The organism is Butyricicoccus sp. OF27-2pH9A, from assembly GCF_027693185.1.
Lineage (GTDB): Bacteria > Bacillota > Clostridia > Oscillospirales > Butyricicoccaceae > Agathobaculum > Agathobaculum butyriciproducens.
In genome coordinates, this window is record NZ_JAQEXK010000005.1 from 88,395 (window position 1) to 113,607 (window position 25,213).

General features: G+C 53.0%; 28 protein-coding genes. 23 read left to right on the forward strand and 5 right to left on the reverse strand.

Annotated elements, in window-relative coordinates; translation table 11 throughout:
* Positions 1-163: 163 nt before the first annotated feature.
* Both PG722_RS06035 and PG722_RS06040 read left to right on the forward strand, forming a co-directional pair.
* A complete protein-coding gene (locus tag PG722_RS06035) occupies positions 164-658 on the forward strand; it encodes an RNA polymerase sigma factor (protein ID WP_270579965.1) in 495 nt (164 codons plus the stop codon).
* Positions 645-1,634, forward strand: a complete 990-nt coding sequence (locus tag PG722_RS06040; RefSeq protein ID WP_270579966.1) for a hypothetical protein — start codon at positions 645-647, stop codon at positions 1,632-1,634. The genes PG722_RS06035 and PG722_RS06040 overlap by 14 nt, the downstream gene beginning before the upstream one ends.
* A 45-nt stretch (positions 1,635-1,679) precedes the next feature.
* Here the strand turns inward: PG722_RS06040 and PG722_RS06045 are convergent, their stop codons facing one another.
* From PG722_RS06045 to PG722_RS06055, 3 genes are all read right to left on the reverse strand, one after another.
* Complete coding sequence (locus tag PG722_RS06045) at positions 1,680-2,195, reverse strand: HD domain-containing protein (protein ID WP_110437311.1); 516 nt, start codon at positions 2,193-2,195, stop codon at positions 1,680-1,682.
* A gap of 105 nt (positions 2,196-2,300) precedes the next feature.
* Entirely contained in the window at positions 2,301-2,756 is a 456-nt protein-coding gene (locus PG722_RS06050; RefSeq protein ID WP_118285100.1) for a GNAT family N-acetyltransferase, read from the reverse strand.
* Between the two features lie 194 nt (positions 2,757-2,950).
* A complete protein-coding gene (locus PG722_RS06055) occupies positions 2,951-4,219 on the reverse strand; it encodes an O-acetylhomoserine aminocarboxypropyltransferase/cysteine synthase family protein (RefSeq protein ID WP_195386709.1) in 1,269 nt (422 codons plus the stop codon).
* Positions 4,220-4,361: 142 nt separating this feature from the next.
* On the opposite strand from PG722_RS06055, the gene PG722_RS06060 reads away from it, so the two are divergent.
* From PG722_RS06060 to PG722_RS06085, 6 genes are all read left to right on the forward strand, one after another.
* A complete protein-coding gene (locus tag PG722_RS06060; protein WP_270579967.1) occupies positions 4,362-4,844 on the forward strand; it encodes a hypothetical protein in 483 nt (160 codons plus the stop codon).
* 63 nt (positions 4,845-4,907) lie between these two features.
* A complete protein-coding gene (locus PG722_RS06065) occupies positions 4,908-5,114 on the forward strand; it encodes a DUF896 domain-containing protein (protein ID WP_116704796.1) in 207 nt (68 codons plus the stop codon).
* Complete coding sequence (locus PG722_RS06070) at positions 5,114-6,448, forward strand: CCA tRNA nucleotidyltransferase (RefSeq protein WP_270579969.1); 1,335 nt, start codon at positions 5,114-5,116, stop codon at positions 6,446-6,448. The genes PG722_RS06065 and PG722_RS06070 overlap by 1 nt, the downstream gene beginning before the upstream one ends.
* Complete coding sequence (locus PG722_RS06075) at positions 6,438-7,007, forward strand: hydrolase (RefSeq protein WP_110437317.1); 570 nt, start codon at positions 6,438-6,440, stop codon at positions 7,005-7,007. Before PG722_RS06070 ends, PG722_RS06075 begins: the two co-directional genes overlap by 11 nt.
* Before the next feature lie 2 nt (positions 7,008-7,009).
* A complete protein-coding gene (locus PG722_RS06080; RefSeq protein WP_110437318.1) occupies positions 7,010-7,411 on the forward strand; it encodes a secondary thiamine-phosphate synthase enzyme YjbQ in 402 nt (133 codons plus the stop codon).
* 65 nt (positions 7,412-7,476) lie between these two features.
* Positions 7,477-8,019: a nitroreductase family protein gene (locus PG722_RS06085; RefSeq protein WP_270579970.1), complete on the forward strand. Its 543-nt coding sequence runs from the start codon at positions 7,477-7,479 to the stop codon at positions 8,017-8,019.
* A gap of 1,208 nt (positions 8,020-9,227) precedes the next feature.
* Here PG722_RS06085 and PG722_RS06090 read toward each other — a convergent pair.
* A complete protein-coding gene (locus PG722_RS06090; protein WP_147357798.1) occupies positions 9,228-10,817 on the reverse strand; it encodes a hypothetical protein in 1,590 nt (529 codons plus the stop codon).
* Between the two features lie 116 nt (positions 10,818-10,933).
* Positions 10,934-11,248 (reverse strand): DUF2584 family protein, encoded by a 315-nt coding sequence (locus tag PG722_RS06095; protein ID WP_117492390.1) that lies wholly within the window; start codon positions 11,246-11,248, stop codon positions 10,934-10,936.
* Between the two features lie 285 nt (positions 11,249-11,533).
* Between PG722_RS06095 and PG722_RS06100 the strand changes: the two genes are divergently transcribed.
* From PG722_RS06100 to PG722_RS06165, 15 genes are all read left to right on the forward strand, one after another.
* Positions 11,534-11,689, forward strand: coding sequence for a hypothetical protein (locus PG722_RS06100; RefSeq protein ID WP_158557260.1), 156 nt, complete (start codon positions 11,534-11,536; stop codon positions 11,687-11,689).
* The gene (locus PG722_RS06105; RefSeq protein ID WP_117492388.1) at positions 11,676-12,743 is read left to right on the forward strand and encodes a DNA cytosine methyltransferase; all 1,068 of its coding nucleotides are present in this window, start codon (positions 11,676-11,678) and stop codon (positions 12,741-12,743) included. Before PG722_RS06100 ends, PG722_RS06105 begins: the two co-directional genes overlap by 14 nt.
* Positions 12,744-12,771: 28 nt before the next feature.
* Complete coding sequence (locus PG722_RS06110; RefSeq protein WP_117492386.1) at positions 12,772-13,095, forward strand: YdcP family protein; 324 nt, start codon at positions 12,772-12,774, stop codon at positions 13,093-13,095.
* Positions 13,096-13,118: 23 nt separating this feature from the next.
* Positions 13,119-13,526 (forward strand): YdcP family protein, encoded by a 408-nt coding sequence (locus tag PG722_RS06115; RefSeq protein ID WP_117492384.1) that lies wholly within the window; start codon positions 13,119-13,121, stop codon positions 13,524-13,526.
* A gap of 5 nt (positions 13,527-13,531) precedes the next feature.
* Positions 13,532-14,932: an FtsK/SpoIIIE domain-containing protein gene (locus PG722_RS06120; RefSeq protein WP_117492382.1), complete on the forward strand. Its 1,401-nt coding sequence runs from the start codon at positions 13,532-13,534 to the stop codon at positions 14,930-14,932.
* The gene (locus tag PG722_RS06125) at positions 14,929-15,351 is read left to right on the forward strand and encodes a hypothetical protein (protein WP_117492380.1); all 423 of its coding nucleotides are present in this window, start codon (positions 14,929-14,931) and stop codon (positions 15,349-15,351) included. The genes PG722_RS06120 and PG722_RS06125 overlap by 4 nt, the downstream gene beginning before the upstream one ends.
* A 256-nt stretch (positions 15,352-15,607) precedes the next feature.
* Positions 15,608-16,798 carry an XRE family transcriptional regulator gene (locus PG722_RS06130; protein ID WP_117492378.1) on the forward strand — a complete coding sequence of 397 codons (1,191 nt, stop codon included), beginning with the start codon at positions 15,608-15,610 and terminating at the stop codon, positions 16,796-16,798.
* Positions 16,799-16,846: 48 nt separating this feature from the next.
* Positions 16,847-17,068: a hypothetical protein gene (locus PG722_RS06135; protein WP_110436175.1), complete on the forward strand. Its 222-nt coding sequence runs from the start codon at positions 16,847-16,849 to the stop codon at positions 17,066-17,068.
* A 43-nt stretch (positions 17,069-17,111) separates the two neighbouring features.
* A complete protein-coding gene (locus tag PG722_RS14155) occupies positions 17,112-17,285 on the forward strand; it encodes a helix-turn-helix domain-containing protein (RefSeq protein WP_382737162.1) in 174 nt (57 codons plus the stop codon).
* A 70-nt stretch (positions 17,286-17,355) separates the two neighbouring features.
* A complete protein-coding gene (locus PG722_RS06140; protein ID WP_442861144.1) occupies positions 17,356-17,850 on the forward strand; it encodes an antirestriction protein ArdA in 495 nt (164 codons plus the stop codon).
* Between the two features lie 175 nt (positions 17,851-18,025).
* Positions 18,026-18,931, forward strand: a complete 906-nt coding sequence (locus PG722_RS06145) for a radical SAM protein (protein WP_117492376.1) — start codon at positions 18,026-18,028, stop codon at positions 18,929-18,931.
* Between the two features lie 16 nt (positions 18,932-18,947).
* Complete coding sequence (locus PG722_RS06150) at positions 18,948-19,343, forward strand: conjugal transfer protein (protein WP_117492374.1); 396 nt, start codon at positions 18,948-18,950, stop codon at positions 19,341-19,343.
* Positions 19,327-21,774: an ATP-binding protein gene (locus PG722_RS06155; RefSeq protein ID WP_117492372.1), complete on the forward strand. Its 2,448-nt coding sequence runs from the start codon at positions 19,327-19,329 to the stop codon at positions 21,772-21,774. Before PG722_RS06150 ends, PG722_RS06155 begins: the two co-directional genes overlap by 17 nt.
* Before the next feature lie 53 nt (positions 21,775-21,827).
* Complete coding sequence (locus tag PG722_RS14160; RefSeq protein ID WP_181969001.1) at positions 21,828-24,194, forward strand: CD3337/EF1877 family mobilome membrane protein; 2,367 nt, start codon at positions 21,828-21,830, stop codon at positions 24,192-24,194.
* Positions 24,191-25,192: a bifunctional lytic transglycosylase/C40 family peptidase gene (locus PG722_RS06165; protein ID WP_117492370.1), complete on the forward strand. Its 1,002-nt coding sequence runs from the start codon at positions 24,191-24,193 to the stop codon at positions 25,190-25,192. Before PG722_RS14160 ends, PG722_RS06165 begins: the two co-directional genes overlap by 4 nt.
* The last annotated feature ends 21 nt before the right edge of the window (positions 25,193-25,213 follow it).

Sequence of the window (25,213 nt, forward strand, 5' to 3'; positions counted from 1 at the left end):
CATATTCTGTCAATCTATTTTCCTGATACTATTATAACGACCGGGAGCGCCGTTTTGTGACAACAAACCGCTACGAATTTTTTTCAAAAAATTTGCCACAGAAAATCCCGCTCAGGCGTTGTATAATTGAATGGTATCATTTCCAACCCGAGGGGGAACCAAATTGACACAGAAGCAAATCCTCTTTTTCGAGGAATTATATACAAAATATTACTCGATGATGGTGCAGACCGTTCTGCCCATTGTCGGTAGCCGCGATATTGCCGAGGACATTGTGGCCGACACCTTTTTCATCCTGCTGGCAAGGATAAACAGCGTGATGGAGCACGAGCAGCCGGTCAAATGGCTGTTCCGCGTGCTGAAAAACAATGCCATCAGTGAATACCGCATGCAGTGCAGACACGCGGCCACGCCGCTTGAGGAAAACATTCTGCGTACCGCCGAACCCGAGCTGATACCGTTTTCCGGTATGCTGCCAAAGGGCTTATCCGCGTCCGAACAGCGCATTCTTACCCTGCGGCTCGCTGAGGACATGGACTATTCCACCATTTCGGAAAAACTCGGCATTTCCGAGACCGCCTGCCGCAGCCAGTACAGCCGCGCACGGCGGCACTGCGCCGAACTTATGGAAAGGAGTGACGACAATGCAGGATTCTAAGCAGATTGACGAGCTGTTCCGGCTGATGGACGCGGTTTGCGAAAACGGTGATGCGGCTCTGCCTGCACTCGAGCAGTATTTGCAGACGCAGACGGACGCGCCGGAAATCGACACAGAAGCGTCACTCAAAAAGTTCAAGGCCGACCATAAGGAATTTTTCGTCAAGCCGCACCGCGGGCGGCGGCTGTGCTACCGCGTTTTTGTTGTCGCGGCGGCTGTTTTCGCCGCAGGAACCGTATTTGCACTGGCTACCGGACACAATCCGTTCGACTATGCGGCGATGTGGGATTCCGAGACGTTCGGCTTTTTCCAGAGTGGACATGACGATTTTGAGACCACCGAGGATGGCTATACGCATTTTCCGGATGGTACATCGGTGAATTATGAGCATGCGACCGACACGGTGGAATACGACCCGAATGCCCCGCTCGGCTCAGAGGCAAATCCTCTGCCTGCTGACCCACAGGTACCTGAACCCGGATATGAAGATTTACCGGATACGGATTTGTCCGATACCAACTTAGAGAAAACCGAGTCCACTTGGAATGAAATGCACGTTATGGAGTATTTCGATATCACCAATGCGGATTTGAAAACCGCTTTAGCGGAATTCGGTGTAAAACAGAAAATGGCACCTACTAAAATTCCTTCTGCGTATTCCATACCCCAAATTCAAATCACAAAAGATTATCTCTCCGATCGAGTAACTTTTGTCGGTTCTTATACAAAACCCACCGACCCTAACGGTCCTAATATTTTGGTACTCATTGAAGTTCCACTAAACGGCAGTGCCGGTGGCATCGAAAAGGATAGCCGTCCGGTTATCGAATATAAAAAACCAAACGCCACATGGTACATCATGCACAATCTGGAACAAATCAACGCGGTTGCCATGATTGACCAATATGAAGTGCTGATTTCTGCACCGCTTTCGGTAGATGAGGTAAAGGAAATGATCGACTCCATCTACGAATAACAAAAACCCGATCTCCAACAGACACAATGGAGATCGGGTGCTTTTTTATGCGAAAATTTTATGGTACGCGTGCGAGACGTAACCACCGACAGCGGCGGTCATTTCCTTGGATGCCACGGCTTTATCCGCCACGGTGACGATCCACGCGATTCTTGTGCGCGGCATGGCCGCCAGCGGAAACATGTGCCGTGCGATGGCTTCGCACTCCCGCTCGGACAGACCGAAGGTATGCTTGGCGCGGTCGGCTGCGATGTGGCCGTGAATGAACCCGTGCATGTGGGCAATGCGGTGCACGCCGGAAAAATGGCTCAGATAACGACGAAAGCGCTCGCCGTGCCAGTCATAGCCGAAAAAGTCATGCAGCAGCGCGGCACGGACAACCGAAGTCGTTTCGCTCTCCGACAGACGCATCAGGCGGGCGATCTGACAGGCTGCTTCCGCTACCGCAACGGAATGGTCATACACAGAGTTGTCCAGTCCGTGGTGACAGAACGTGCGAAGCTGCTGAAAACGCGGATGTGCAAGGATATCTCCCGCGTACTGCTGGATTTCACTGTCCATCGGACCCACCTTCCTTCCTTTTGATGTCTTTATTATAGTGCGCTTAGTGCACAAAATCAAGAGGTAATTTGTAACAAGTTTGTGACAAAAATACCAACGATCTGCTTAGCCGAGCGGCGGCGTGTCCAGTATCATCTGCCTGTACTCCAAATCCTCAAAGCCGAGCATGTGATAGAGGGCACTTGCCCGCACGTTGCTTTCCGTTACCTCCAGACGATAACGCGCGGCTGTGTTGTACTTTTCGTGCACCGCGGCAATAATCCTGCTGCCGATGCCCTTGCCGCGCTGCTCGTCATCCACCATGATTTCCTCCAGCCAGACGCACAGACCGCCCGCCTCATTCGACCAGGTGAGCGCCAGCAGACAGTACGCGCACGGCTGTCCGTTCTCGTCCTCGGCAATCAGGCAGTCCGCATACGGCGTGCCGTGCAGGAGCAGCTCAAACGTGCGTTCGGCGTTCTGCTGCGGGATTTCGTGGTCGCAGGCAGGCGTTTTATAGAACGCATGGCAGCGGTCGATAAAAAATTCGCGGTCGGATGCCTCAATAGAGCGAATACGCATAGTTTAACCTTTCTTTTTGCGCGTAGCGCGCATTTAATAGAATTTCGCAGAAATTCATAAAAAGTCAGGACATGCGCCTGACTTTTTATACAAGAAAGAACATCGGTGTGCCGCCGTGCGACGCGCCGATGTTCGTATGGGACGTATCCGAACGTGTTCGGTACGTTCTCTTCGATTAAGACGATGAAATCGTCTTAATCGAGGGTGTCGAGCGCCTGCTTGAGGTCAGCGATAATGTCCTCAACATTCTCCAGACCGACCGAAATACGCACCATGCCCGGCTCAATGCCTGCGGCAACCAGCTGCTCGTCGGTCAGCTGACGGTGGGTTTCGGACGCCGGATGCAGCACGCAGGTGCGGATGTCGGCAACATGAACCTCATTGCACGCCAGCTTGAGGCTGTCCATGAACTTCATCGCCGGAGCGCGACCGCCCTTGATGTCGATGGACATAACGCCCGAGGTGCCCATCGGCAGGTACTTCTGCGCACGCTCGTAGTGCTCGTTGCCCGGCAGTGCCGGATAGCGGACGGATGCGATCTTGTCGCTCGACTCGAGGAACTTGGCAACGGTCAGCGCGTTCTCGCAGTACTGACGCATACGCACCGGAAGGGTCTCCAGACCGAGGTTGAGCAGGAACGCCGAGTGCGCCGCCGGATAGCAGCCGAAGTCGCGCATCAGCTGCATACGCGCCTTGATGATGTACGCCATCGCGCCGAACTCGCGGGTGTAGACCACGCCGTGGTAGCTTTCGTCCGGCTCGGTGAAATCCGGGAACTTGCCCGATGCCGCCCAGTCAAACTTGCCGCCGTCCACGATCACGCCGCCGCCCTGTACGGCATGGCCGTCCATGTACTTGGTGGTGGAGTGGATGACAATATCCGCGCCCCATTCGATCGGTCGGCACAGCACCGGCGTTGCGAACGTGTTGTCCACGATGAGCGGCACGTTGTTCTTGTGCGCGATGTTCGCCCACTTTTCAATGTCGAACACGGTCAGAGCCGGATTTGCAAGCGTCTCACCGAACACCGCCTTGGTGTTGGGCTTGAACAGCTTCTGCACTTCCTCCTCGCTCGCCTCTGCGTCCGCCCAGATGCACTCGATGCCGAGCTTTTTGAGCGTTACGCCGAACAGGTTGATCGTGCCGCCGTAGATGGTGGAAGCCGCGATGAAGCTGTCGCCTGCCGAGCACAGATTGAGGATGGACAGCAGGGATGCCGCCTGACCCGAGGAAGTCAGCATCGCGCCGACGCCGCCCTCGAGGGATGCGATCTTCTTCTCTACCGCATCGCAGGTCGGGTTGGCAAAGCGCGAGTAGATGCACTCTGTCGGCATATCGAACAGGGACGCGATCTTTGCGGTCGAGTCAAAGCGGTAAGTGGTGGACTGCACGATCGGCATGACGCCCGGACCGCCGTTTTCCGGCTTGTAGCCTTCATGCAGGCATTTTGTTTCGATTTTCATATAGACTACCTCTTTACTATGATTTAACGTAGAAGAATCTCCACTTATTGTAGCATGCAGAAGCCTGTCGGTCAAGGCGGTTCGGTTGAACAAACGGCGGTATCATGGTATGATAGAGGCAGTACGAAGGGAGGCAAACCGCATGAAGGATCTGCTCATTACCCTGCTGAATACAGCGTTCTGGGTCGGACTGCATTTCGGTACGGCTGGCGCAGTGTGCGCTCTGCCGAAGGACGTGCAGACACGGTGGTTCGACCCGAACCGGCGCTTTTTCACGGTTTCCGACTGGGAAATGCGGGTTTTCCGCAAAATCGGTCTGCCGAAATGGAAGGACCGGCTGCCGCAGTTCAATCCCGAATTTGACAAGCGGCACCTCAAATCCGGGCGGGATACGGCATACCTCGACCGTTTTCTGTTCATCACCTGCCGCGCGGAGGTGATTCATTATGTGATCGGTGTGCTCGGCTGGGTATCGCTCGGGTTTTGTCTGCTGAGCGCCGACCGGACGGCGTGGCTCATCCGGTATGCGGTCATTGCGCTTGCGATTCAGCTGGCGAACCTGCCGTTCGCATGGATTCAGCGGTATAACCGGAAACGCCTGCTGCGGGTGCGCAAAAGACTTTAATTCCGGATAGAAATTTGATATAATATAAAGATAGCACAAGGATAATCAAGGAGATTTTGCAATATGACTGACGAAAAAATTGCACGCATCAACGCGCTTGCCAAAAAGGCCAAGACCGAAGGACTGACCGACGCAGAAAAGAAGGAGCAGCAGGAGCTCCGCGCGGAGTACGTTGCCGATTTCCGCAAGAGCCTGAAGGCACAGCTGGATAACACAGTGGTTATCAATCCGGACGGCAGCTCGTACAAGCTAAAGCAGGACAAAAAGTGATGCAGCTGCCCGAACACGCGGCGCACGCCATCCGGCAATTAGAGCGTGCCGGATTTGAGGCGTGGGCGGTCGGCGGCTGCGTGCGCGACAGCCTGCGCGGCGCAGAGCCGCACGACTGGGACTTGTGTACGTCCGCGTCTCCGGCTCAGATGCAGGCTGTGTTCGCGGACGCGCGTGTGCTCACCACCGGACTCAGGCACGGCACGCTGACCGTGCTCACGGACGGCGGCCCGCTCGAGATTACCACCTACCGCACGGAGGGCGGCTACTCGGACGGACGGCATCCGGACGGCGTGCGCTTTGTCACCGACATCCGTGAGGATCTGGCACGCCGGGATTTTACAGTCGGTGCAATGGCGTGGCACCCGGAACGCGGTCTGTGCGACCCGTTTGGCGGGCAAACCGACCTCAAAAACGGCATTCTACGTGCTGTCGGTGATGCAGACACCCGATTTCAGGAGGACGTGCTGCGCATCCTGCGCGGACTGCGGTTCGCGTCCAAGCTGGGTTTTGCCATCGAGCCGGAAACCGCCGCTGCCATGCGGCGGCAGGTGCATCGCCTGCACTGCATTGCCGCCGAGCGCATCCGCGAGGAGCTGACCGGTCTGCTGTGCGGCCGCTATGTGCAGCGCACACTGATGACTTACGCCGACCTTATCACCTCTGCCCTGCCCGAGCTCGCGCCCATGCTGGGCTGTCAGCAGCAGAATCCGCACCACCTGTACGATGTGTGGGAGCACACCGTGCGCGCGGTCGGTCAGGTGCCGGCCGAGCCGGTGCTCCGGTGGGCGATGCTGCTGCACGACAGCGGAAAGCCCGCCTGCAAGACCGTGGACGAGCAAGGCATCGGGCATTTCCGGGGACATCCCAGGGCGAGCCTTGCGCTGTCGCGCGAGCTCTTGCCGCGCCTGCGGTTTTCGACCGAGGACAGCGAGCGCATTCTCCTGCTGGTCGAGCGGCACGACACACCGCTCGGTGACAACGAAAAGCTGGTGCGGCGCAGCCTGTCGCGCATCGGAGAGGCGCGGTTCCGCGACCTGCTGGCGATCAAAAAAGGCGATGCGGTCGGTCAGGGCACCAGCCGCGACTATGTGGCGCAGCTGTTTGAGACCGAAGCGCTGCTGAACCGCGTGCTCGCGCAGGAGCAATGCTTCTCGCTGCGGCAGCTTGCCGTAAACGGAGCCGATTTACAGGCGCTCGGTCTGCGCGGCAGACCGGTCGGTGAAATGCTGCACGCCCTGCTGGATGCCGTGATAGACGGTCAGACCGACAATCGACGGGATATGCTTCTGCGGCTTGCCCGCACCCGAATGGAGGAACAACATGTCAAATAAAGAGATTTTCATCGAAACCTACAACAAAAACATCCATCGTCCGGGCGCGGAAAAGCTGCTTGCGTGGCTTGAGGGCACGGATTTCTTCACGGCTCCCGCGTCCACGCGATTCCATGCTGCGTATGAGGGCGGTCTGCTCGACCACTCGCTCAACGTGTACAACGTGCTGATCTCCAAGCATTTCAATCCCGAAACCGACGATCTGGAAAGCTACACCATCGTTTCGCTCCTGCACGATCTGTGCAAGGCCGGTTTCTACAAGACCGAGCTCCGCAACCGCAAAAACGACCGCGGCGAGTGGGAAAAGGTGCCGGTTTACGCAGTAGACGACCAGTTTCCGTATGGTCACGGCGAAAAATCCGTATTCCTGATCGAGCGGTTCATGCGGCTGCGCACCGAGGAAGCGATCGCCGTGCGCTGGCACATGGGCGGCTTTGACGAGTCGGTCAAGGGCGGCAGCTTCGCACTCGCGCATGCGTTCGAGAAGTACCCGCTTGCCGTAAAGCTGCACCTTTCCGATCTGGAAGCGACCTATCTGCACGAAAGCCGAGGAGAATGAGCATGAAAACCAGAGAATTTTCCATCTCGACCGATCACGAGGGCATGTACAATATCACCGCCAGATTGCGTGAAGTCATCCGCGAAAGCGGCGTGCAGAGCGGCCTTGCCGTGGTGTACTGCCCGCATACGACCGCCGGTATCACCATCAACGAAAACGCCGACCCGGATGTGCAGCACGATCTGCTGCTCGGTCTGCGCGAGGCGTTTCCCGACCGGCGCGAGTTCCGGCATGCCGAGGGCAATTCGACCGCGCACCTCAAGTGCAGCTATGTCGGCCCGAGCCAGACCGTGCTCATCGAGGACGGCAAGCCCATCCTCGGCATCTGGCAGGGCGTGTATTTCTGCGAGTTCGACGGTCCGCGCCATCGCCGCTACTATATTAAGGTAATGGCGGATAATTAACTTGCACTTGCTTTTCCGCTCTGCTATAATAAAGTCAAACATACTCTAAAAAGGAAGATATTCTCATGGAAGCACTGGAATGTATCAAAACCCGCCGAAGCATCCGCAAGTTCACCGAGCAACCTGTGACCGAGGACGAGGTTCGTCAGGTCGTTGAAGCTGCTGCCTTTGCGCCGAGCTGGAAGAATACGCAGATCGCGCGCTACATCGTTGTGACCGACAAGGAAAAGAAGGACAAGCTGGCGGACGACTGCATGCTGGACTTCGCCTTCAACCAGAAGACCACGCACGGTGCACCGGCACTGGTCGTGCTGACCATGATCAAGGGTCGCTCCGGCTACGAGCGCGACGGCTCGTTCAGTACCCCGCTTGCCACTCACTGGCAGTCCTTTGATGCGGGCATCGCCGCACAGACCTTCTGCCTGTCCGCGCATGCGCTCGGTCTCGGCACGGTCATCATGGGCGTTTACGATCCCGCTGAGGTTGCCAAGGTCGTGGAAATCCCCGAGGGTCAGGAAGTGGCCGCGCTCATCGCACTCGGTCATCCGGCACAGGAACCGCAGGCGCCGGCGCGTAAGGATGTCGATACGCTGCTGCGATTTGAGTAAAAGTGCATACTTTGAGCACTGTGGAAGCAATTCTGCGGTGCTTTTCTTTTCTCGACACAAGGTGACCAGGGCACACGAACTGCCGCAGGCGGGTTCGCCCCTGACGGGCAGCTCCTTTTTCTGCATCGGCTGAGCGGGGCACGCGAACTGCCGCAGGCGGGTTCGACCCTGACGGGCGGCTCTTTTTCTGCATCGGCTGACCGGGGCACGCGAACTGCCGCAGGCGGGTTCGCCCCTGACGGGCGGGGAGTTTTTCGCTGAACCTCAGCGGGGGATTCGCCGTCTGCGGACGGCGGGAGCGTCGCGGCGCCCGCCGCGGGGGCAAAAAGGAAGGACAACCTGCGGTTTTCCTTCCTCTTTGGACTCCTACCTTTCCCTTGGATAGCCTGGCGCAGATTGCCGACATGTGATCGCTCCGAAAAGGAGTACGGCAGAGGATTTTTTCTTCCATGTTTTTCGTAACCTGTTCGCAGTATCAGATACCGTTCTGCTACACATAAGATTAAGTCAACGCAGGCGCGACATAACAGTGTCGCGCAACACTTTGGCATGTTGTAACGTACGGCACCTGCGGATTAAGCGTTCGATACAATTTATCTTCGCAGGTGCCGGGCGGTATAACGCACAAAAAAAATTGGGCGGCACTGTCATGCCGCCCTCTGCGTGGACTTAATCTTATGTGTAGCAGAACGGTATCTGACACTGCGAATAGGTAAAGAAATGGGAGCACACTGTGCTCCCCTACAGTAGAAAAAATTCTCTGCCGTTCCTTTATAGTCTCAGTTCTCCCATCACCACCGTGCCCTCCAAGGGAAAGGGGTGATTCATAAGAGGGTGGAAACCGCAGTTTTTCAAAAGCAGTTTCCCTTCAATTATACGAAAAGTTCAAAGGTAGAACAAAAGTATAGCATTTCCCCTTTAAAATGCTTACAGTCTGTAATTTTGAAATCAGAAGTTTCAATAATGCAGTGTAAAGGATCTACGAAAAGCACCGTTTCAGGCCGTTTCAAAATTATAGTAGCCGAAATCTCTGGTGTCATTTGTGGTGTCAAAATCCAGGTGGCAGCAGCAGCTAACATGAAATGACACTATTTTAACGAAATTGATGTCATTTTTTAGATGATCTCGTCCGTATATCTAAGATGGGGATGGGCGAGTTTGCATTAAAATAAAGATTTAAGGCTCTAGTCTCCCTGTGTAAAAATTGATTAAATTTCCAAAATATGCAAAAACTGTTTGATAAAATCCACTGCATCTTTTAACAAGGGCCACAGCTTTGGTGCGTTGACGGATATCGAGCAAATTTGTGAAACCTTTGATAGCATATCAGAGAATCGTGATTTTTTCTTGTCCGTTTTACTTTCATGTGCCAATTCTCTTAAATCGACTTCTACTTTAGATAGTAGTTCCAGAACCTCTTTTTCCTTAACTACGTTGCTACGTTTTGCCGAATTAAATCCATATTGCACTTTTTCAAAAAGCGCCTCTAACTCATCGTTTTCGCCTTCAAAATATCCATCAAATTCACCGGCAACGACTTTTTCTTTTATTTGATTTACATCTTGCTGAATAGACTGCGGATTTAATGTCGAATCGGATTCTGTATAAAATAAAATATTATTTTGGTTTGCCATTGATATTCCTTCATTATTTTGAATATTTCCAACATTCCCGTTGATAACTATTCCCATATTAGATTCCTCCGTGATTATCCCTTCACGATACCATAATAATCTTCTCAATTCATCACAAGTTGTTGAATCGCTATAATCTTTCAATATTTTGGTGATTTCCCCGCTTTCTTTTTCATGATCAATTAGAATTTGAATAAATAGTATCACCAAGGGTAACTGTTTATCATCGTTCTCATCTAATTCTAAAAATGCACTTGCTATTGGATATAACATTTCCCCTAATGGATAATGTGCACTACAAATGCCTCTTAATATACCCATTTGCACAACTTGAGGGTAAATCAGAAAGTCTTCAAGAATATTTATAATATGATCCACATTTTCTTGAATATAATTTTCATCTTTAAATAATCCTGTATAGTACCATGCTAGACTTTTAGATGGTAATTTTTTTGCATCATATGGATTGATTTCAATTACTTTTACATTGACTTTTTCTAAAGTAGAAAAGGCCCATAAAGCATATCTTTGAATGCTGGTATCTTGCAACAAAGAATTCATCACGTTAGCGTTGATCAAATTCGAATAATCTCTCTTTTTTTGTCGATTATAATTACAGCCAAAAACTTTGGTTAACCACATTTTAGACAGAAAATCTTCCCCATCAACAATATGATTGATTTCTTGAGCGTTAAGCATATTTGAATTTGAAGAAAACAAGGTAGAGCATAAAGTATATGTTTGCTGTGATATTTTTGTATCTGGACATTTTTTATATAACTCGTGAAGCATATCCGAGTTATAAGATCTTGACACAATCGCCAATATCCAACTAATATTTTCTGCATCTTTTTCGAATCCAGATTTCAAGTTATGAATGCAACGATTTACCAATGCACGATTTTGTTTGTAAACAATGAGGTGATATGCCCATTTCCTGATTTTATAATCATCGTTCTGAACAACATCATATAGTACTGCACATAAATCTTTTGAACAGACATTATTCATACGTTGACCATATTCTAACTTAGTAATAAGATTCTGTAATGCAATTTTTATCAGTTGATTGTTGTTAGATACCAGATTTTTTCGTATTGAATCATATTCGGCCTTAGTGATATAAAATCCTCGCATTCCTAGCATAATGACCTCCATCATCATATCTAAAAATACGACACCCCGATCTTCAATTTTATGGAATTTATATCATAGCTCAATGATATACCATAAAAACTTAGATTAGGGTGCCACAGATATAATAATTATGGTGATATGAATCAAGGATTTATTTCTTTCTCACGTTTTTTGAAATCTAAATATCTTTCATAGTAATGAGTGGCTACTGCACTCTTCATATCAAAAGACTCAGTTTTATTGAAATAAATCCTTGTTTCTTTTTCATTAATAACAGTTTTTAAAACTTTTATCATGCCGATGCAACCCTGTTCTTTAACGATTAATGGAATTTGGAAACCTATTGGATAAATGCGTTTTTCACTCTTTATTGTATAGAATAGGTTTTCTTGCTCTTCAAGTATTTTATTTTCATTAGCGACAACCATAAACCAATTAAACTCAATAATCATACCCATGTAGCAAATCTCCTTTGAAATATCTTTTGATGTTAGAAATTATGTTAAAATTCTGTATTCTGCTTTTTCTAATAAAAGGATATCTTAGATTGCCTTTTTTGTCAAGGTGAATCATGTGTGACAAAAATATTATGTAGAAAGAATAAGTTTATGAACAACCGAACAATCCACCGAACCGCCCTGTCCGGGCGGTTATTTTTATGCCCTGAGATCGTCACTCACCATGCCCGCCCGCCGCCGGGATCTGTGCAGGCCATCAACCAACCATCAAAAGGAGGACAGCTTATGTACTATCACACCTGCCCCTACTGCGGGGCGAATTTGGACCCGGACGAACGCTGTGACTGCTTCTCCCGCATCCGTGGGAAATCCCCAAAGTGGAACAGCATGGACGGCGTGCGGGCGCGGGGGCGCAAGAGGTCCGGCCGTGTCCGCACTTAAACTCGGCAGTCTCTTTGACGGCATCGGCGTGTTCCCTCTCGCCGCGTCCCGCTGTGGCATTGTCCCCGTGTGGGCCAGCGAGATCGCCAGAGCGCCGGTATCCATCACCAAGCGGCATTTCCCTGAAATGCTGCATCTGGGCGATATTACGCAGATAGACGGCGGCAAAATACCGCCCGTGGATGTGGTCACGTTCGGCTCGCCGTGCCAAAATCTGTCGCAGATCGGCAACCGTACCGGTCTGGCAGGCAGTAAATCCGGCCTGTTCTATCAGGCCATGCGTATTATTGAGGAAATGAGGAATGCAACAGATAACCGGTATCCAGCTTTCGCTGTCTGGGAGAACGTCGCGGGAGCTTTTGTGTCAAATGACCGGCTGGATTTTGCAGCCGTGCTCCACGCATTCACAGGTACCGAGATTCCAATGCCTGATAGTGGTATCTGGGCGCACGCCGGAATGGTGCGAGGGGGACGGGCTGATACCGCTTGGCGGCTCATGGACGCCCAGTATTGGGGAGAACCCGCTCTTTCGCAGCGTAGGCGGCGGGTGTTCGTCGTGGCGGATTTTGCAGGAGAACGTGCCGCAGAAGTATTATTTAAGCCCCGCAGTATGCTCCCGTATCCTGCGCCTTGCGGCGAAAGCAGGCTGCCCGCCGCCCGCGGAGATCGAATACCTGCTGCTCAAGCAGGGCGGCAGGTACCCGTCGTGCGTCCCTTCCAGCTCCGGCGGATGCGGTCAATGGCAAAGCAGGGCGATCAAAAAGGTTTCCGCACGTGTTTCGGCAGAAACGGCGAACCCTTCCCAACTTTGCTTGCCAGTGTAGGTCAGCCCTTCGCATTCTGGTATGAGGGAAAAGAGCAGGACGGTTTTATCCGTGACCTTACGCCCTTGGAATGTGAACGGCTCATGGGCCTGCCCGAGGGCTGGACGGCATACGGCTGCAAGGATGAACCCATCAGCAACCATGCCCGCTGCTTTGCGCTCGGCAACGCGATCGCCCTGCCCTGCGCGGAGTATATCATGGCGGGTATCGCAGAAGTAATGACAGAATAAACCATAACAGCAGTTTGGAGGTAACATTATGAATTTACTGTTTGTAGTCCCGGACAAGGAAAAAGACCTTGGCAATCTGGAATTTGGCGGGCCGGAACAGGCCAGCCGTGAAGATAAAAAGCGTGTCGGGCGGCAGGAAGTTGTTGTCCAGCGGCGGTACAAGCTGTTTTCGGATGTACAGCGTGCGGACGATATCGAAGTCGTGATCCCGGCGCAGGCGGGCGAAAAACATTTTGACTATATGGAGCCGGTGCAGCTTGTCAACCCGTGGGTGACGGCGGAAGGTTACGCGATCAACGGGAATGGTTATATAGATTTTATTATCCACGCGGATGATATCATCAAGGCGTAAGGAAGAAAGGACGGGTATTGTTTATGGCAAGATTCGGAAATGGATTTACAGGGAGACATGTCCCTACGCTGGGTGAGCTGCGCTTTTCTTCCATGCGCCGTGAGGTCTATGTGCAGAATGAGGACGGTACGCGGTCGGATGTGGTAAAAGAACGTACCTACGATCTGAAAAGCAAAACGCAGGGCCGCATGATCCAGGTGAGTATCCCGGCCAGCGTCCCGGTCCGGGACTATCCGTATAATGCGGTGGTAGACCTCGTGGGCGCGAAATTCGGCGCTGTGGCGCACGCGACGTTCGGCGACAACGCAGATGTAGACTGGTATATCAAGGCGGAGGATATCGTATTGGTCAAGCCCGAACCGGCTTCTGCGCCGAACAGCGGGCAGCCCGCCCAGCCGCGCAAGGACAACCCGCCGGAGAAGAAAGCGTAAGTGATATGAAGCTTTTCCGGTATCGCGGCAAGCGTATCCGTCCGGCAGATAGGGATTTGGTGTTCCGGTCTGCCTGTTGTGTGGTGCTTCCGGTGTTCCTTGCGGCTTTCGCTTTACTCAACTTGAAAACCATCCTGCAAACAGACTGGCGCAGGCTGTTCATGCTGGGCGTCGGCGGCTTTGGTTGGCATATGCCGTATCTGCTGCTCAGTAGTATTGTGTCGGCGGCGGTTGCTGGGACAGTGCTTGTCCTGCTGTACCGTCTATTCCCGGATGTCGTGCGGCAGCTCATGCACCGTCAAAAGCTGGCGCGCATGGTGCTCGAAAATCAGTGGTACGAGCAGGCCGAACGGACAAAGCAGGACGGCTTTTTCAAGGATTTACCCAGTCCGGATACAAAAACGAAGATAGCCCGTTTTCCACGGATGTATTACCGCATGGAAAACGGGCTTTTGCATTTTCAAGTGGAAATCACGATGGGGAAATATCAGGAACCGCTGCTTCATCTGGAAACCAAGCTGGAAAGCGGCCTGTACTGCGAGCTGGTCAGCCGCGAGCTGCGGGACGGGTATGTGGAATATACCCTGCTTTATGACATGGTGGCAAACCGTATCCCGATTGCCGAAGCGAAAGCCGAGGGCGGGCGTCTACGGCTGATGAAGAACGTCTGGTGGGAGTATGACACGCTCCCGCACATGCTGATCGCAGGCGGTACGGGCGGCGGCAAGACGTATTTCATCCTGACGATCATCCAGGCGCTTTTACAGACCGATGCTGTGCTGCATATTTTAGACCCGAAAAATGCTGATCTGGCAGACCTGTCTACTGTGATGCCGGAGGTGTATTACCGCAAGGAGGATATTGCTGCCGGTGTCAGCCGGTTTTGCGACAGGATGATGCAGCGAAGCGAAAGCATGAAATCCATGCAGGGCTATAAGACCGGCGAGAACTACGCCTATCTCAGCTTGGAACCGCACTTTTTGATATTCGACGAATACGTCGCGTTCATGGAAATGCTGAACACGCGCGAACGTGAGGACGTATTAAACAAGCTCAAGCAGATTGTCATGCTGGGACGGCAGGTGGGATTCTTCCTGATCCTCGCCTGCCAGCGCCCGGATGCAAAGTATCTCGGTGACGGTATCCGTGACCAGTTTAACTTCCGTGTCGCGCTGGGGCGTATGTCCGAGCTGGGATACAGCATGATGTTCGGTGAAGTGAAGAAAGAGTTTTTCTTCAAGAACGTCAAGGGGTGCGGCTATGCAGATACCGGTAAGGGTGTCATTACCGAGTTTTATACGCCGGTCGTACCCAAAGGGTATGACTTCCTAAGGGAGATCGGCACACTGGCGGCTGGACTAAAGCAAGTGTGTTCAGATAGGGATATAATGGAGGATTTGCAGTGAATGACAAAGTAGAACGCTTCGTTACAACAAAGGATAGGGACGAAAATATTACGGGAATGGTGCTGTTTCCATACAATGAGGACAAGATAGCAACATGGTTTCATGTAAACGAGCTGGATGAATTGCAGTTCGTAGGAGGTTCGGCATCTGATCTCACCGTACCGGAATTTAATCAGGTCATGCGGGAAGCAGACGGACGGATGCAGAAGGTCGAAAGCAGTATTGACGCTGCTGTGCGTTTCCTTGAAGCGAAGATGCGGGATAATCCGGAGCAGAAAAAAGTTTCCGAAATGGTCTGGCTGGGGTTTGAGGATGCGGCAGTGTGGGAGTTCTGTATGCAGGACAGTTACCGTCCAGCGGATGAGCATGTCGAACTTTCCTTTTCCGGCATACTCCTGCAAGTGACATACCATGTATAGCATTTCTGTCTGCACGCCCCGCCCTGCCGCGCGCGGTGTGCAGCGCGAAAGCCGCCAGCGCGGCAAGGGCGGATGGCGGGCGCGGCGAAGCCGCGCCCGCGTGCCTGAACCCCCTGTATCTAACAGGGGGGTACAAATCGCCAATGGCCAGCCGCTTTACAAAGTAGAAACCCTGATGCCGTCTGGATTTTGGGCTTTTAAGGGTTATGTCAAAAACGGGCGTCAATGTCACATGACGCAGAAAGGAGACCATCTCATGGAAAACAACGAATGGATTTGGCATTTCCGTGAAGAACGGGAACGCAACGGTATTTCGCGCAAGGCGGTTGCCGCTGTTGCAGGTATTTCGCGTGAATACCTGTGCCGTCTGGAAACCGGAAAGCTGCCGGTGACAGACAAGACAAGGAAAAGGCTCGCCGCGGCGCTCAAGACCCTGTACCCAGACCCGCTTAACCTGATGATCGACTATGTGCGGGTGCGCTTCCCTACGATGGACGCAAGGCATATTATTGAAGATGTGCTGCGGCTCAAAATGAACTATATGGCGCAGGAAGATCACGGGCTTTATTCCTATTCCAGTATGTATGTGCTGGGCGATATTGCGGTCATGACTTCACCGATGGAGGAAAAAGGTGTGCTGCTTGAGCTTAAAGGCAAGGGCTGCCGCCAATTTGAAGCCTATCTGGATGGACAGAAAAGAAGCTGGATTGAATTGTTCCGGATGTTTCTCGATGAAAAAGCGGTTTTCAAGCGGATAGACCTTGCAATCAATGATCGGGCGGGGATTTTGGATATCCCCTATCTGTGTGATAAATGCGACCGCGGGGAATGTATCTCGGTATTCCGCAGTTTCAAGGCGTACCGCACGGGCGGGCTTGCACATCTGCGGGAGGAAAACAAGGAAAGCATGGGTGCGACGCTGTATATCGGCTCGATGCAGTCTGACTTGTATTTCTGCATTTACGAAAAGGCATATGAACAGCTTGTGAAAAAAGGAATCCCCGTTGAAGATGCGGAAGTCAAAAACCGGTTTGAAATCCGGCTCAAAAACGACCGTGCTTTCTATGCGGTTTATGATCTGGTGTCTAACGAAAGCCCCGAAGATACTGCATTCGGCATCATCAACCGGTATGTCCGGTTCGTGGATAGGGATAGCCGTAAGCCGCCCGAAGATTGGCCGCTGAATCATATGTGGTCGGTGTTTATTGGGGAACATCGTGACCGGCTCAAACTGACGACTGACCCTGAGCCGTACAGCCTTGAAAAAACGCTGAACTGGCTGTCCCATCAGGTCGCGCCGTCGTGGAAGATGCTGCTGGAGTTAGACCGCAAATGCGGGACAAATATCATGGAAGAAATGCTTGCGGCAACCGAGCTGGCAGATAAGCACCGCAAGATCATTGAACAGCAGCTTCAGGAAATCGGGGATGTTGTAATTACAGAATAAAATGCAAGCAAAAGTTTAATTACAAGCGGAATGGAGGAATATTAGCCTATGAATTTCGGCGTCAACCTTTACAACTGGTTTCTTACGAACGCCCAGTCTCTTGTGCTTATGGCGATCGTGGTGATTGGTATTTATCTCGGCTTTAAGCGCGAGTTTTCCAAGCTCATTGGTTTTCTGGTCGTGTCGCTGATCGCGGTCGGCCTTGTATTCAATGCGGCAGGCGTGAAAGACGTTCTGCTCACGCTGTTCAATCAGATCATCGGCGCATAAGGAATGGGGTGTGGATGTGCGCTATCGTCAAAACCGTATCAAGATGCTGCGCAGGGCGCGTGGTATCACAGTAAAACGACTTGCGGTACTGGTAGGCGTATCACAGAGTATGCTTACAAACTATGAAAATGGAAGCAGTATACCGAGAGATCAGGAAGTATGGGACAGGCTCGCAGTGTATTTCGGTGTGTCTGTCCCTTATCTCATGGGCTTTTGAGTTTGATGTAACGGCTGGTTTCAATGTGAGACCGGCCGTTTTTATGCCTGCATGGTGGAGGTGAGAATGGATTATGGAAGAAATGCGGGTATATGTAGCGAACCTCGGCAAATACAACGAGGGCGAGCTTGTCGGCGACTGGTTTGAACCGCCCATAGACTATGACGAAATGGCGGAGCGCATCGGCCTGAACGAATTTTACGAGGAATACGCCATCCACGACTACGAGCTGCCCTTTGAGATAGACGAGTACACGCCTATTGAGGAAGTCAACCGCCTGTGTGAAATGGTGGAGGATTTGCCGGAGTATATCCAGGATAATTTACGTGAACTGCAAGGCTATTTCAGCAGTATTGAGGATTTGTGCGACCATCAGGACGACATTATCTATTACCCCGGCTGCGAAGATATGGCGGATGTAGCGCGTCAAATGGTGGAGGAAGGTTATATCTCCGTACCAGACCACCTGATATACTACTTTGACTATGAAGCGTATGGGCGCGACTTATCTATGGAGGGTACGTTTGTTGAAACGCGGAATGGTGTGTTTGAGATCGCAGTTTAACCGTTTTCTCTTTCGCCCGCCGCTGTGAGAATGGTGTGGGGGTGTGTCCGGCTGTGGGTAACTGCATGGCAGTTATCCATAACCGGGCGCAGGGGGCGAGGAAAGACGCAGGCGGCGTGGGCCTCGTTCCTCGCCCCCTTACCCATATATTTTTGGAAAACAGGAGTTAGAACAAATGAATCATACTAAAGATGCCCGCCGTATCGGCCTTGTCGATGTGGACGGGCACAACGGTTTCCCGAACCTTGCGTTGATGCGGATTTCTGCATGGCACAAGGCACTGGGTGATATGGTCGAGTGGTGGGACGGGATGCTGCCCTATGACCGCATCTATATGAGCAAGGTGTTTACCTTTTCACCGGATAACGATACGGTCATGCAGTCGGATGAGATCATCAGGGGCGGTACCGGGTACAGGGATTACGGCAGCCTGCCGGAGGAAATAGAAGCCATGCCGCCGGACTACTCGATTTACCCGCGTTACCCGTATGCTGTCGGTTTCCTTACGCGCGGCTGTATCCGTTCCTGCCCGTGGTGTATCGTCCCGCGCAAAGAGGGCGGCATCCGCCCTGCCGCGACATGGCAGGAGATCAAGCGTCCGGACAGCCGGACGATCATTTTTTTGGACAATAATGTGCTGGCGCACGAGCACGGTTTGCAACAGATAGAGGAAATGGGCCATGCGGATGTGAAAGTGGATTTCAACCAAGGGTTAGACACCCGGCTTATTACACCGGAGATCGCCGCAATGCTCGCTAAGCTGCATTGGGTGAAGTATGTGCGGCTGTCCTGTGATACGTCTGATATGCTGCCTGTGATCGCGCAGGCCGTCGCCTATCTGCGGGAAGCCGGTATCGGTACACACCGCCTGTGGTCGTATATGCTGGTGCAGGATGTAGAGGAAGCGTATCACCGCGCGCTTGTCTTGAAAGCATTAGGCATCCAGCCATTCGCACAGCCGTACCGGGACTATGACGGCGGGTGTGAGCCGACAGCAGAACAAAAGCGGTTTGCCCGCTGGGTAAACCGCAAAGAAATATTCTATACCTGCGGCTGGCATGAGTACCGCAGACGGAAATAGAAAGAGGTGCAATGATGTGAAGAAAATACGAAGTTACAGCAGTATCTGGTCTGTTGAGAAAGTCATATACGCGATCAATGATATGCGCCTGCCGTTCCCCATCACCTTTTCGCAAATGGCTTGGTTTGTCGCCTGCGAGTTTGCGGTGCTGGCGCTGGGCGGACTGCCGCCGCTCTCCATGATAGACGGTGCGCTGCTCAAGTATTTCGGTATCCCCGTCGGCGTCACATGGTTTATGAGCCAAAAAACGTGGGACGGCAAGAAGCCGTTCAGCTTTGTCAAGTCGTATACGGCCTACCTGCTGCGCCCTAAACAGACCTTTGCAGGCAAGGCAGTAAAATTCCGCAAGGAGAAAACAGGACAGCCCATTACGGCGGTTAGGAGCGTGATAATAGATGCAGTATCCGATTAAATATATCGAAAACAACCTTGTCTGGAACCATGACGGGGAATGCTTCGCATACTATGAGCTTATCCCATACAACTACTCGTTTTTAAGTGTGGAACAGAAAGAAGCGGTACACGATGCGTTCCGTCAGCTTATCGCCCAGAACAGGGACGGCAAGATACACGCCCTGCAGATCAGCACGGAATCCAGCATCCGTGCGGCGCAGGAGCGTTCCAAGGCGTATGCTTCCGGCAACCTGCGGGAAGCGGCGCTGCGCCGCATAGACGGACAGACGGAAGCCCTTGTCTCCATGATCGGGGAAAATCAGGTGGACTACCGGTTCTATATCGGCTTCAAGCTGCTGCTGAACGAGCAGGACAGCGGGAATATCGGCCGTCAGGCGGCAAATATCTTTTCCGGTTTCCTGCGGGATGTGAACCATACCCTGATGGGTGATTTCGCATCCATGCCGAATGATGAAATACTGCGCTATCAGAAGATGGAAAAGCTGCTGGAAAGCAAGATTTCGCGCCGGTTTAAGGTGCGGCGGTTGGATAAGGATGATTTCGGCTATCTGCTGGAACACCTGTACGGGAAAAGCGGCACCGCGTATGAGGACTATGAATTTCATTTGCCCAAAAAGAAATTAAAGGGTGAAACGCTTGTCAAGCGGTACGACCTGATCAAGCCCACGCGCTGCCTGATGGAAGAATACGGGCGGTACCTGCGCATATCGCATGATGACTGTGAGGCGTATACTGCTTATTTCACGATCTCGGATGTGGTCGGGGAGCTGGATTTCCCGTCGTCCGAGATTTTCTATTATCAGCAGCAGCAATTCACGTTCCCCGTCGATACCAGCATGAATGTTGAGATCATCACCAACAAGAAAGCCCTGTCCACTGTCCGCAATAAGAAAAAGGAATTAAAGGATTTGGACAACCATGCGTGGGAAAGCGGGGACGAGACCAGCACATCAATTGCGGAAGCACTGGACAGTGTGAATGAGCTGGAAACCGAACTGGGGCAAAGCAAGGAAGCCATGTACAAGCTGTCCTATGTGGTGCGCGTCACCGCGCCGGACGAGGAAGAACTCAAGCGGCGGTGCAATGCGGTACGGGATTTCTACGACGATATGAACGTCAAGCTGGTGCGCCCGGTGGGTGATATGATCGGCCTGCACCATGAGTTTATCCCGGCAAGTAAGCGGTATATGAACGACTATATCCAGTATGTTACGAGTGATTTCCTTGCGGGTCTCGGTTTCGGCGCGGCGCAGATGCTCGGGGAAAAGGACGGTATCTATCTTGCCTATGGCGTGGACACCGGCCGGAATGTGTATTTGCAGCCCGCGTTGGCCAGCCAGGGCGTGAAAGGCTCGGTCACAAACGCGCTGTCTGCGGCGTTCCTCGGCTCGCTCGGCGGCGGCAAGAGCTTTGCCAATAACCTGCTGGTGTATTACGCGGTGCTGTACGGCGCGCGGGCGCTGATCGTAGACCCGAAAGCGGAGCGCGGGAACTGGAAGCGTGATTTCCCTGAGATCGCGGACGAGATCAATATTGTCAACCTGACCTCGGACGAGCGCAACCGTGGGATGCTGGACCCCTATGTCATCATGCGCCGCCCCAAGGACGCGGAAAGTCTTGCGATAGATATTCTCACGTTTTTAACCGGCATTTCCTCGCGGGATGGCAACCACTTCCCCATCCTGCGGCGGGCGGTGCGCACGGTCACGAACAGCAAACGGCGCGGCCTGTTCTGTGTCATTGAGGAATTACGCAAAGAGGGTTCACCGCTTGCGGTGAGTATCGCAGACCATATTGAGAGCTTCACGGACTACGACTTTGCGCACCTGCTGTTTTCGGATGGGAACATCAAAAAGTCCATCAGCCTTGAAAAGCAGCTCAATATCATACAGGTGGCCGATCTGGTGCTGCCGGACAAGGGTACTTCGTTTGAGGAATTTACGACGATGGAGCTTTTGTCTGTCGCCATGCTCATTGTTATCAGCACCTTTGCGCTGGATTTCATCCATACGGACAGGAGCGTGTTCAAGATCGTGGATTTGGATGAAGCATGGTCGTTCCTGAACGTGGCGCAGGGCAAGACGCTGGCAAACAAGCTGGTACGTGCAGGCCGCGCCATGAATGCAGCGGTGTATTTCGTCACGCAGAACGCGGCAGACCTCGCGGACGAAAGTCTGAAAAACAATATCGGTCTGAAATTCGCGTTCCGCAGTACGGACATTGTGGAGATCAAAAAGACGCTGGAATTTTTCGGCCTTGACCCTGAGGACGAGGGTAACCAGAAGCGGCTGCGGAACCTCGAAAACGGACAATGTCTGATGCAGGACTTATACGGGCATGTGGGCGTCGTGCAGTTCCATCCGGTGTTTGCGGATTTCCTGCATGGGTTTGACACAAAGCCGCCGATGAAAGCCGGGGTGGCAGTATGACGTACGGGAGATATAATTTCAGACAGATAAAGCGTACAGCGGTTGCCTTGCTGATGATAACGGCAATCGCTGTTTTGCTGTTTACTGCTTTTTGCCCGTCTGCGGGCGCGGTGGGGCTGGTGGATGATAGTGTGGATGCGGCGCACGAGTACAGCCGCTACCCGCTGGAAAATTACCAGCTTGACTTCTACGTTGACAACGGGTGGGATTGGCTGCCGTGGAACTGGATAGACGGCATCGGCAAGCAGGTCATGTACGGCCTGTACTGCATCACCAACTTTATCTGGACGATCAACCTGTATCTTTCCAACGCATCCGGCTATCTGGTGCAGGAAGCATACGGGCTGGATTTTATTTCAGATGCGGCGGACGAGATCGGCCGGAACATTCAGTCTATCGCAGGCATTTCGCCCAGCGGACTTTCTTCGGATGGGTTTTATGCGGGATTCCTCCTGCTGATTATCCTGATTGTTGGCGCGTATGTGGCTTATGTTGGTCTGATAAAAAGGGAAACCACAAAGGCCGTACGCGCGGTGATGAACATGGTGATGATCTTCGTGCTGTCCGGTGCGCTGATCGCCTATGCGCCGGACTGTGTGAAGCGCCTGAACGAGTTTTCCGAGGACGTCAGCACAGCGAGCCTTTCGGTTGGGACAAAGATCGTCCTGCCGGACGCGGAGAACAGCGGCGCGGACAGTGTGGATTTGATACGGGACAGCCTGTTTTCCATCCAGGTAAAGCAGCCGTGGCTGCTTCTGCAATTCGGCGATACGGACACGGACGCGGTAGGCGAAGAACGCATTGATAACATCCTATCCGCGAGCCCCAGTGAAAACAATGGCGAGGATCGGGAAAACGCAGTCAAGGCCGAGATCGAGGACAACGGGAATACAAACCTCACGGTTACGAAAACGGTGAACCGGCTCGGCACAGTGTTTTTCCTGTTCCTGTTTAATATCGGCATTTCGGTGTTCGTGTTCCTGCTTACCGGCATGATGATCTTCTCGCAGGTGCTTTTCATCATCTATGCGATGTTCCTGCCGGTGTCGTTTGTGCTCAGCATGGCGCCGACGTTCGAGGGCAGCAGCAGGCGCGCGGTAATCAAGCTGTTCAATACGATCCTGGCGCGGGCGGGTATTACGCTTGTCATCACGGTGGCTTTCAGCATTTCCACGATGCTGTACCGCATTGCAAGCGGCTATCCGTTTTTTATCATTGCGTTTTTGCAGGTGGTCGTGTTCGCGGGGATCTATTTCAAGCTGGGCGACCTGCTCAGCATATTCTCCCTCCATGACGACGGTGCCCGCGGCATGGGCAGGTATATCATGCACCGCCCGCGGATGTTCCTGCACCATCAGCTTCACAGGCTCAACCGTACCATGCGCGCGGCGACGGCCAGCAGACCGAATGATGGCGGCAGTGCGCAGAACAGCCGTTCCAGCAGCGCATCAGGGGGAGCATACCGGTACCGCAGTAACCGGCCGAACGGTGGAAGCAGCGGGGCATCACAGCCGGGTGCTGTACACAGTTTACCGGAAACATCTGCAAAGGAGATTACGTCTGGTGGGGTATCCCATACAGAGGGCTATGCGGATAAAGCCGTTTCGGCTGATGCAGAGAACCGCAGACCGGATGCCCCTGCGGTTTATCTGCTTGGCGCAGCGCGGCAAGTATCCGGACAGTCCGAAACGGATATGCCGCGGCAGGCAGCAGATTCGGATAGTGCAGCGCCGGACAGTGCGCACAGGGCGACAGAAAGCAATGCGCGCCCGATGGCAGTCCCGGTTTCTCACAACTATGATATTTCGGATAGGAAAAATATGAAACAGGCGGAGCAGTCGTCCATACACGCAAGGCCGGCCGTAGCAGCTCCAGCGGCAAAGCCGGTGCAGGAGGAAGGGCAGCGGACAGCGGCAAAACAGCCTGCCCCGCCACAGCAGGAGCGCCCTGTCAGCCCGGTACACAGTACAGAGACACAGCCGCATGAGCGTCCGGCAGCGGTGGCAGCGCCGAAACTCGTATCATCTACAGGTAATGCGTCAAGCAATCCAGCGCCGCACAAGCGTCCGCTGGCAGCACAGCCGGTAAGTACAGTCCAACAGGCCGCGCCGCAGACAGAAGCGGCAAAGCAGCCCGTCCATGTCGGGATCCGGAGGACGGATGCAGTAAACCGTCCGGCTGTGCGGCAGGACGCAGAGGGCAAGCCTGTTATGCCTATGCAGGAAAACCATGCCGCGCGGGAACAGGACAAACCGGCGGTTTCGCGGCCTGCGGTGAAGGGTTCGGTTGTATCAAAGCGGGCTTCCGCAAAAGGGAAGGCGGGAAAGGCACAGCGGAAAAATGCTTCCTCTCCGAAAAACAGGGGGGATAGCAATACCAGCCGTACAGACAGCACGAAGGACGGGGGCGGCGGCAGATGAAACTGAAATATCTTGCGCTGCCCCTTGCAGGGCTGTTTGCCGCCTTTTTCTGCCTGCTCCTGTTGGTTGCCCTCCTGTTTGCATCAGACGAGGACGGCGGCAGGGGCGGCATTTACTATGGCGGCGCAAACCTGTCTGCCGAGGTGCTGGCGCACAGGCCGATGGTGGAGCGGTACGCGGCGCAGTACGGCATTTCCGAGTACGTCGATGTCCTGCTTGCGATCATGCAGGTGGAATCCGGCGGTACGCTGGAGGACGTGATGCAGTCGTCAGAATCTATGGGCCTGCCGCCAAATTCTCTGGATACAGAAAGCTCAATCCGGCAGGGCTGTGAGTATTTCTCGGAGCTGCTTGCCAAGGCGGACCGGCTCGGCTGCGATCTGGACAGCGTGATACAGGCGTACAACTACGGCGGCGGGTTTCTGGATTATGTAGCGTCGCACGGCGGCAAGTACAGCTTCGAACTGGCGCAGGCGTTTGCAGAGGAAAAGTCCGGCGGGGTGCGTGTTACCTACAAGAATGAAATATCCATCGCGGAAAACGGCGGCTGGCGCTACAACTACGGCAATATGTTCTATGTCCGGCTGGTATCGGAGTATTTGTATGCCGCACAGTTTGATAACGAGACCGTAAATGCGATCATGAATGAAGCACTGAAATACCAGGGCTGGGAATATGTCTACGGCGGTGCGTCCCCGACAACATCCTTTGACTGCTCCGGCCTGACGCAATGGTGTTATGGCGTGGCGGGTATCACGCTGCCGCGCACCGCACAGGCGCAGTATGACGTGACCCGGCACATCCCGTTCGGGGACGCCCAGCCCGGCGATCTGGTGTTCTTTCAGGGGACGTATAACTGCGGCGATTATATCACGCACGTTGGGATTTATGTGGGCGATAACCGGATGTACCACGCAGGAAACCCGATCGGGTTTGCAGATTTGACCAGCGCCTATTGGCAGGCGCATCTGGTCTGTGCCGGACGGGTAGGACAATGAATGACGAAAGGCAGGAAAATG

Bases quoted from the DNA above. Each gene is read 5' to 3' on its own strand.
- PG722_RS06155 (WP_117492372.1), top strand. From the start codon at position 19,327: ATGCAGTATCCGATTAAATATATCGAAAACAACCTTGTCTGGAACCAT.
- PG722_RS06085 (WP_270579970.1), top strand. From the start codon at position 7,477: ATGGAAGCACTGGAATGTATCAAAACCCGCCGAAGCATCCGCAAGTTC.
- PG722_RS06050 (WP_118285100.1), bottom strand. From the start codon at position 2,756: ATGCGTATTCGCTCTATTGAGGCATCCGACCGCGAATTTTTTATCGAC.
- PG722_RS06090 (WP_147357798.1), bottom strand. From the start codon at position 10,817: ATGATGATGGAGGTCATTATGCTAGGAATGCGAGGATTTTATATCACT.
- PG722_RS06045 (WP_110437311.1), bottom strand. From the start codon at position 2,195: ATGGACAGTGAAATCCAGCAGTACGCGGGAGATATCCTTGCACATCCG.
- PG722_RS14160 (WP_181969001.1), top strand. From the start codon at position 21,828: ATGATAACGGCAATCGCTGTTTTGCTGTTTACTGCTTTTTGCCCGTCT.
- PG722_RS06080 (WP_110437318.1), top strand. From the start codon at position 7,010: ATGAAAACCAGAGAATTTTCCATCTCGACCGATCACGAGGGCATGTAC.
- PG722_RS06115 (WP_117492384.1), top strand. From the start codon at position 13,119: ATGGCAAGATTCGGAAATGGATTTACAGGGAGACATGTCCCTACGCTG.
- PG722_RS06110 (WP_117492386.1), top strand. From the start codon at position 12,772: ATGAATTTACTGTTTGTAGTCCCGGACAAGGAAAAAGACCTTGGCAAT.
- PG722_RS06070 (WP_270579969.1), top strand. From the start codon at position 5,114: ATGCAGCTGCCCGAACACGCGGCGCACGCCATCCGGCAATTAGAGCGT.
- PG722_RS06075 (WP_110437317.1), top strand. From the start codon at position 6,438: ATGTCAAATAAAGAGATTTTCATCGAAACCTACAACAAAAACATCCAT.
- PG722_RS06135 (WP_110436175.1), top strand. From the start codon at position 16,847: ATGAATTTCGGCGTCAACCTTTACAACTGGTTTCTTACGAACGCCCAG.
- PG722_RS06130 (WP_117492378.1), top strand. From the start codon at position 15,608: ATGGAAAACAACGAATGGATTTGGCATTTCCGTGAAGAACGGGAACGC.
- PG722_RS06040 (WP_270579966.1), top strand. From the start codon at position 645: ATGCAGGATTCTAAGCAGATTGACGAGCTGTTCCGGCTGATGGACGCG.
- PG722_RS06060 (WP_270579967.1), top strand. From the start codon at position 4,362: ATGAAGGATCTGCTCATTACCCTGCTGAATACAGCGTTCTGGGTCGGA.
- PG722_RS06065 (WP_116704796.1), top strand. From the start codon at position 4,908: ATGACTGACGAAAAAATTGCACGCATCAACGCGCTTGCCAAAAAGGCC.
- PG722_RS06100 (WP_158557260.1), top strand. From the start codon at position 11,534: ATGTACTATCACACCTGCCCCTACTGCGGGGCGAATTTGGACCCGGAC.
- PG722_RS06120 (WP_117492382.1), top strand. From the start codon at position 13,532: ATGAAGCTTTTCCGGTATCGCGGCAAGCGTATCCGTCCGGCAGATAGG.
- PG722_RS06145 (WP_117492376.1), top strand. From the start codon at position 18,026: ATGAATCATACTAAAGATGCCCGCCGTATCGGCCTTGTCGATGTGGAC.
- PG722_RS06165 (WP_117492370.1), top strand. From the start codon at position 24,191: ATGAAACTGAAATATCTTGCGCTGCCCCTTGCAGGGCTGTTTGCCGCC.
- PG722_RS06055 (WP_195386709.1), bottom strand. From the start codon at position 4,219: ATGAAAATCGAAACAAAATGCCTGCATGAAGGCTACAAGCCGGAAAAC.
- PG722_RS14155 (WP_382737162.1), top strand. From the start codon at position 17,112: ATGCTGCGCAGGGCGCGTGGTATCACAGTAAAACGACTTGCGGTACTG.
- PG722_RS06095 (WP_117492390.1), bottom strand. From the start codon at position 11,248: ATGGGTATGATTATTGAGTTTAATTGGTTTATGGTTGTCGCTAATGAA.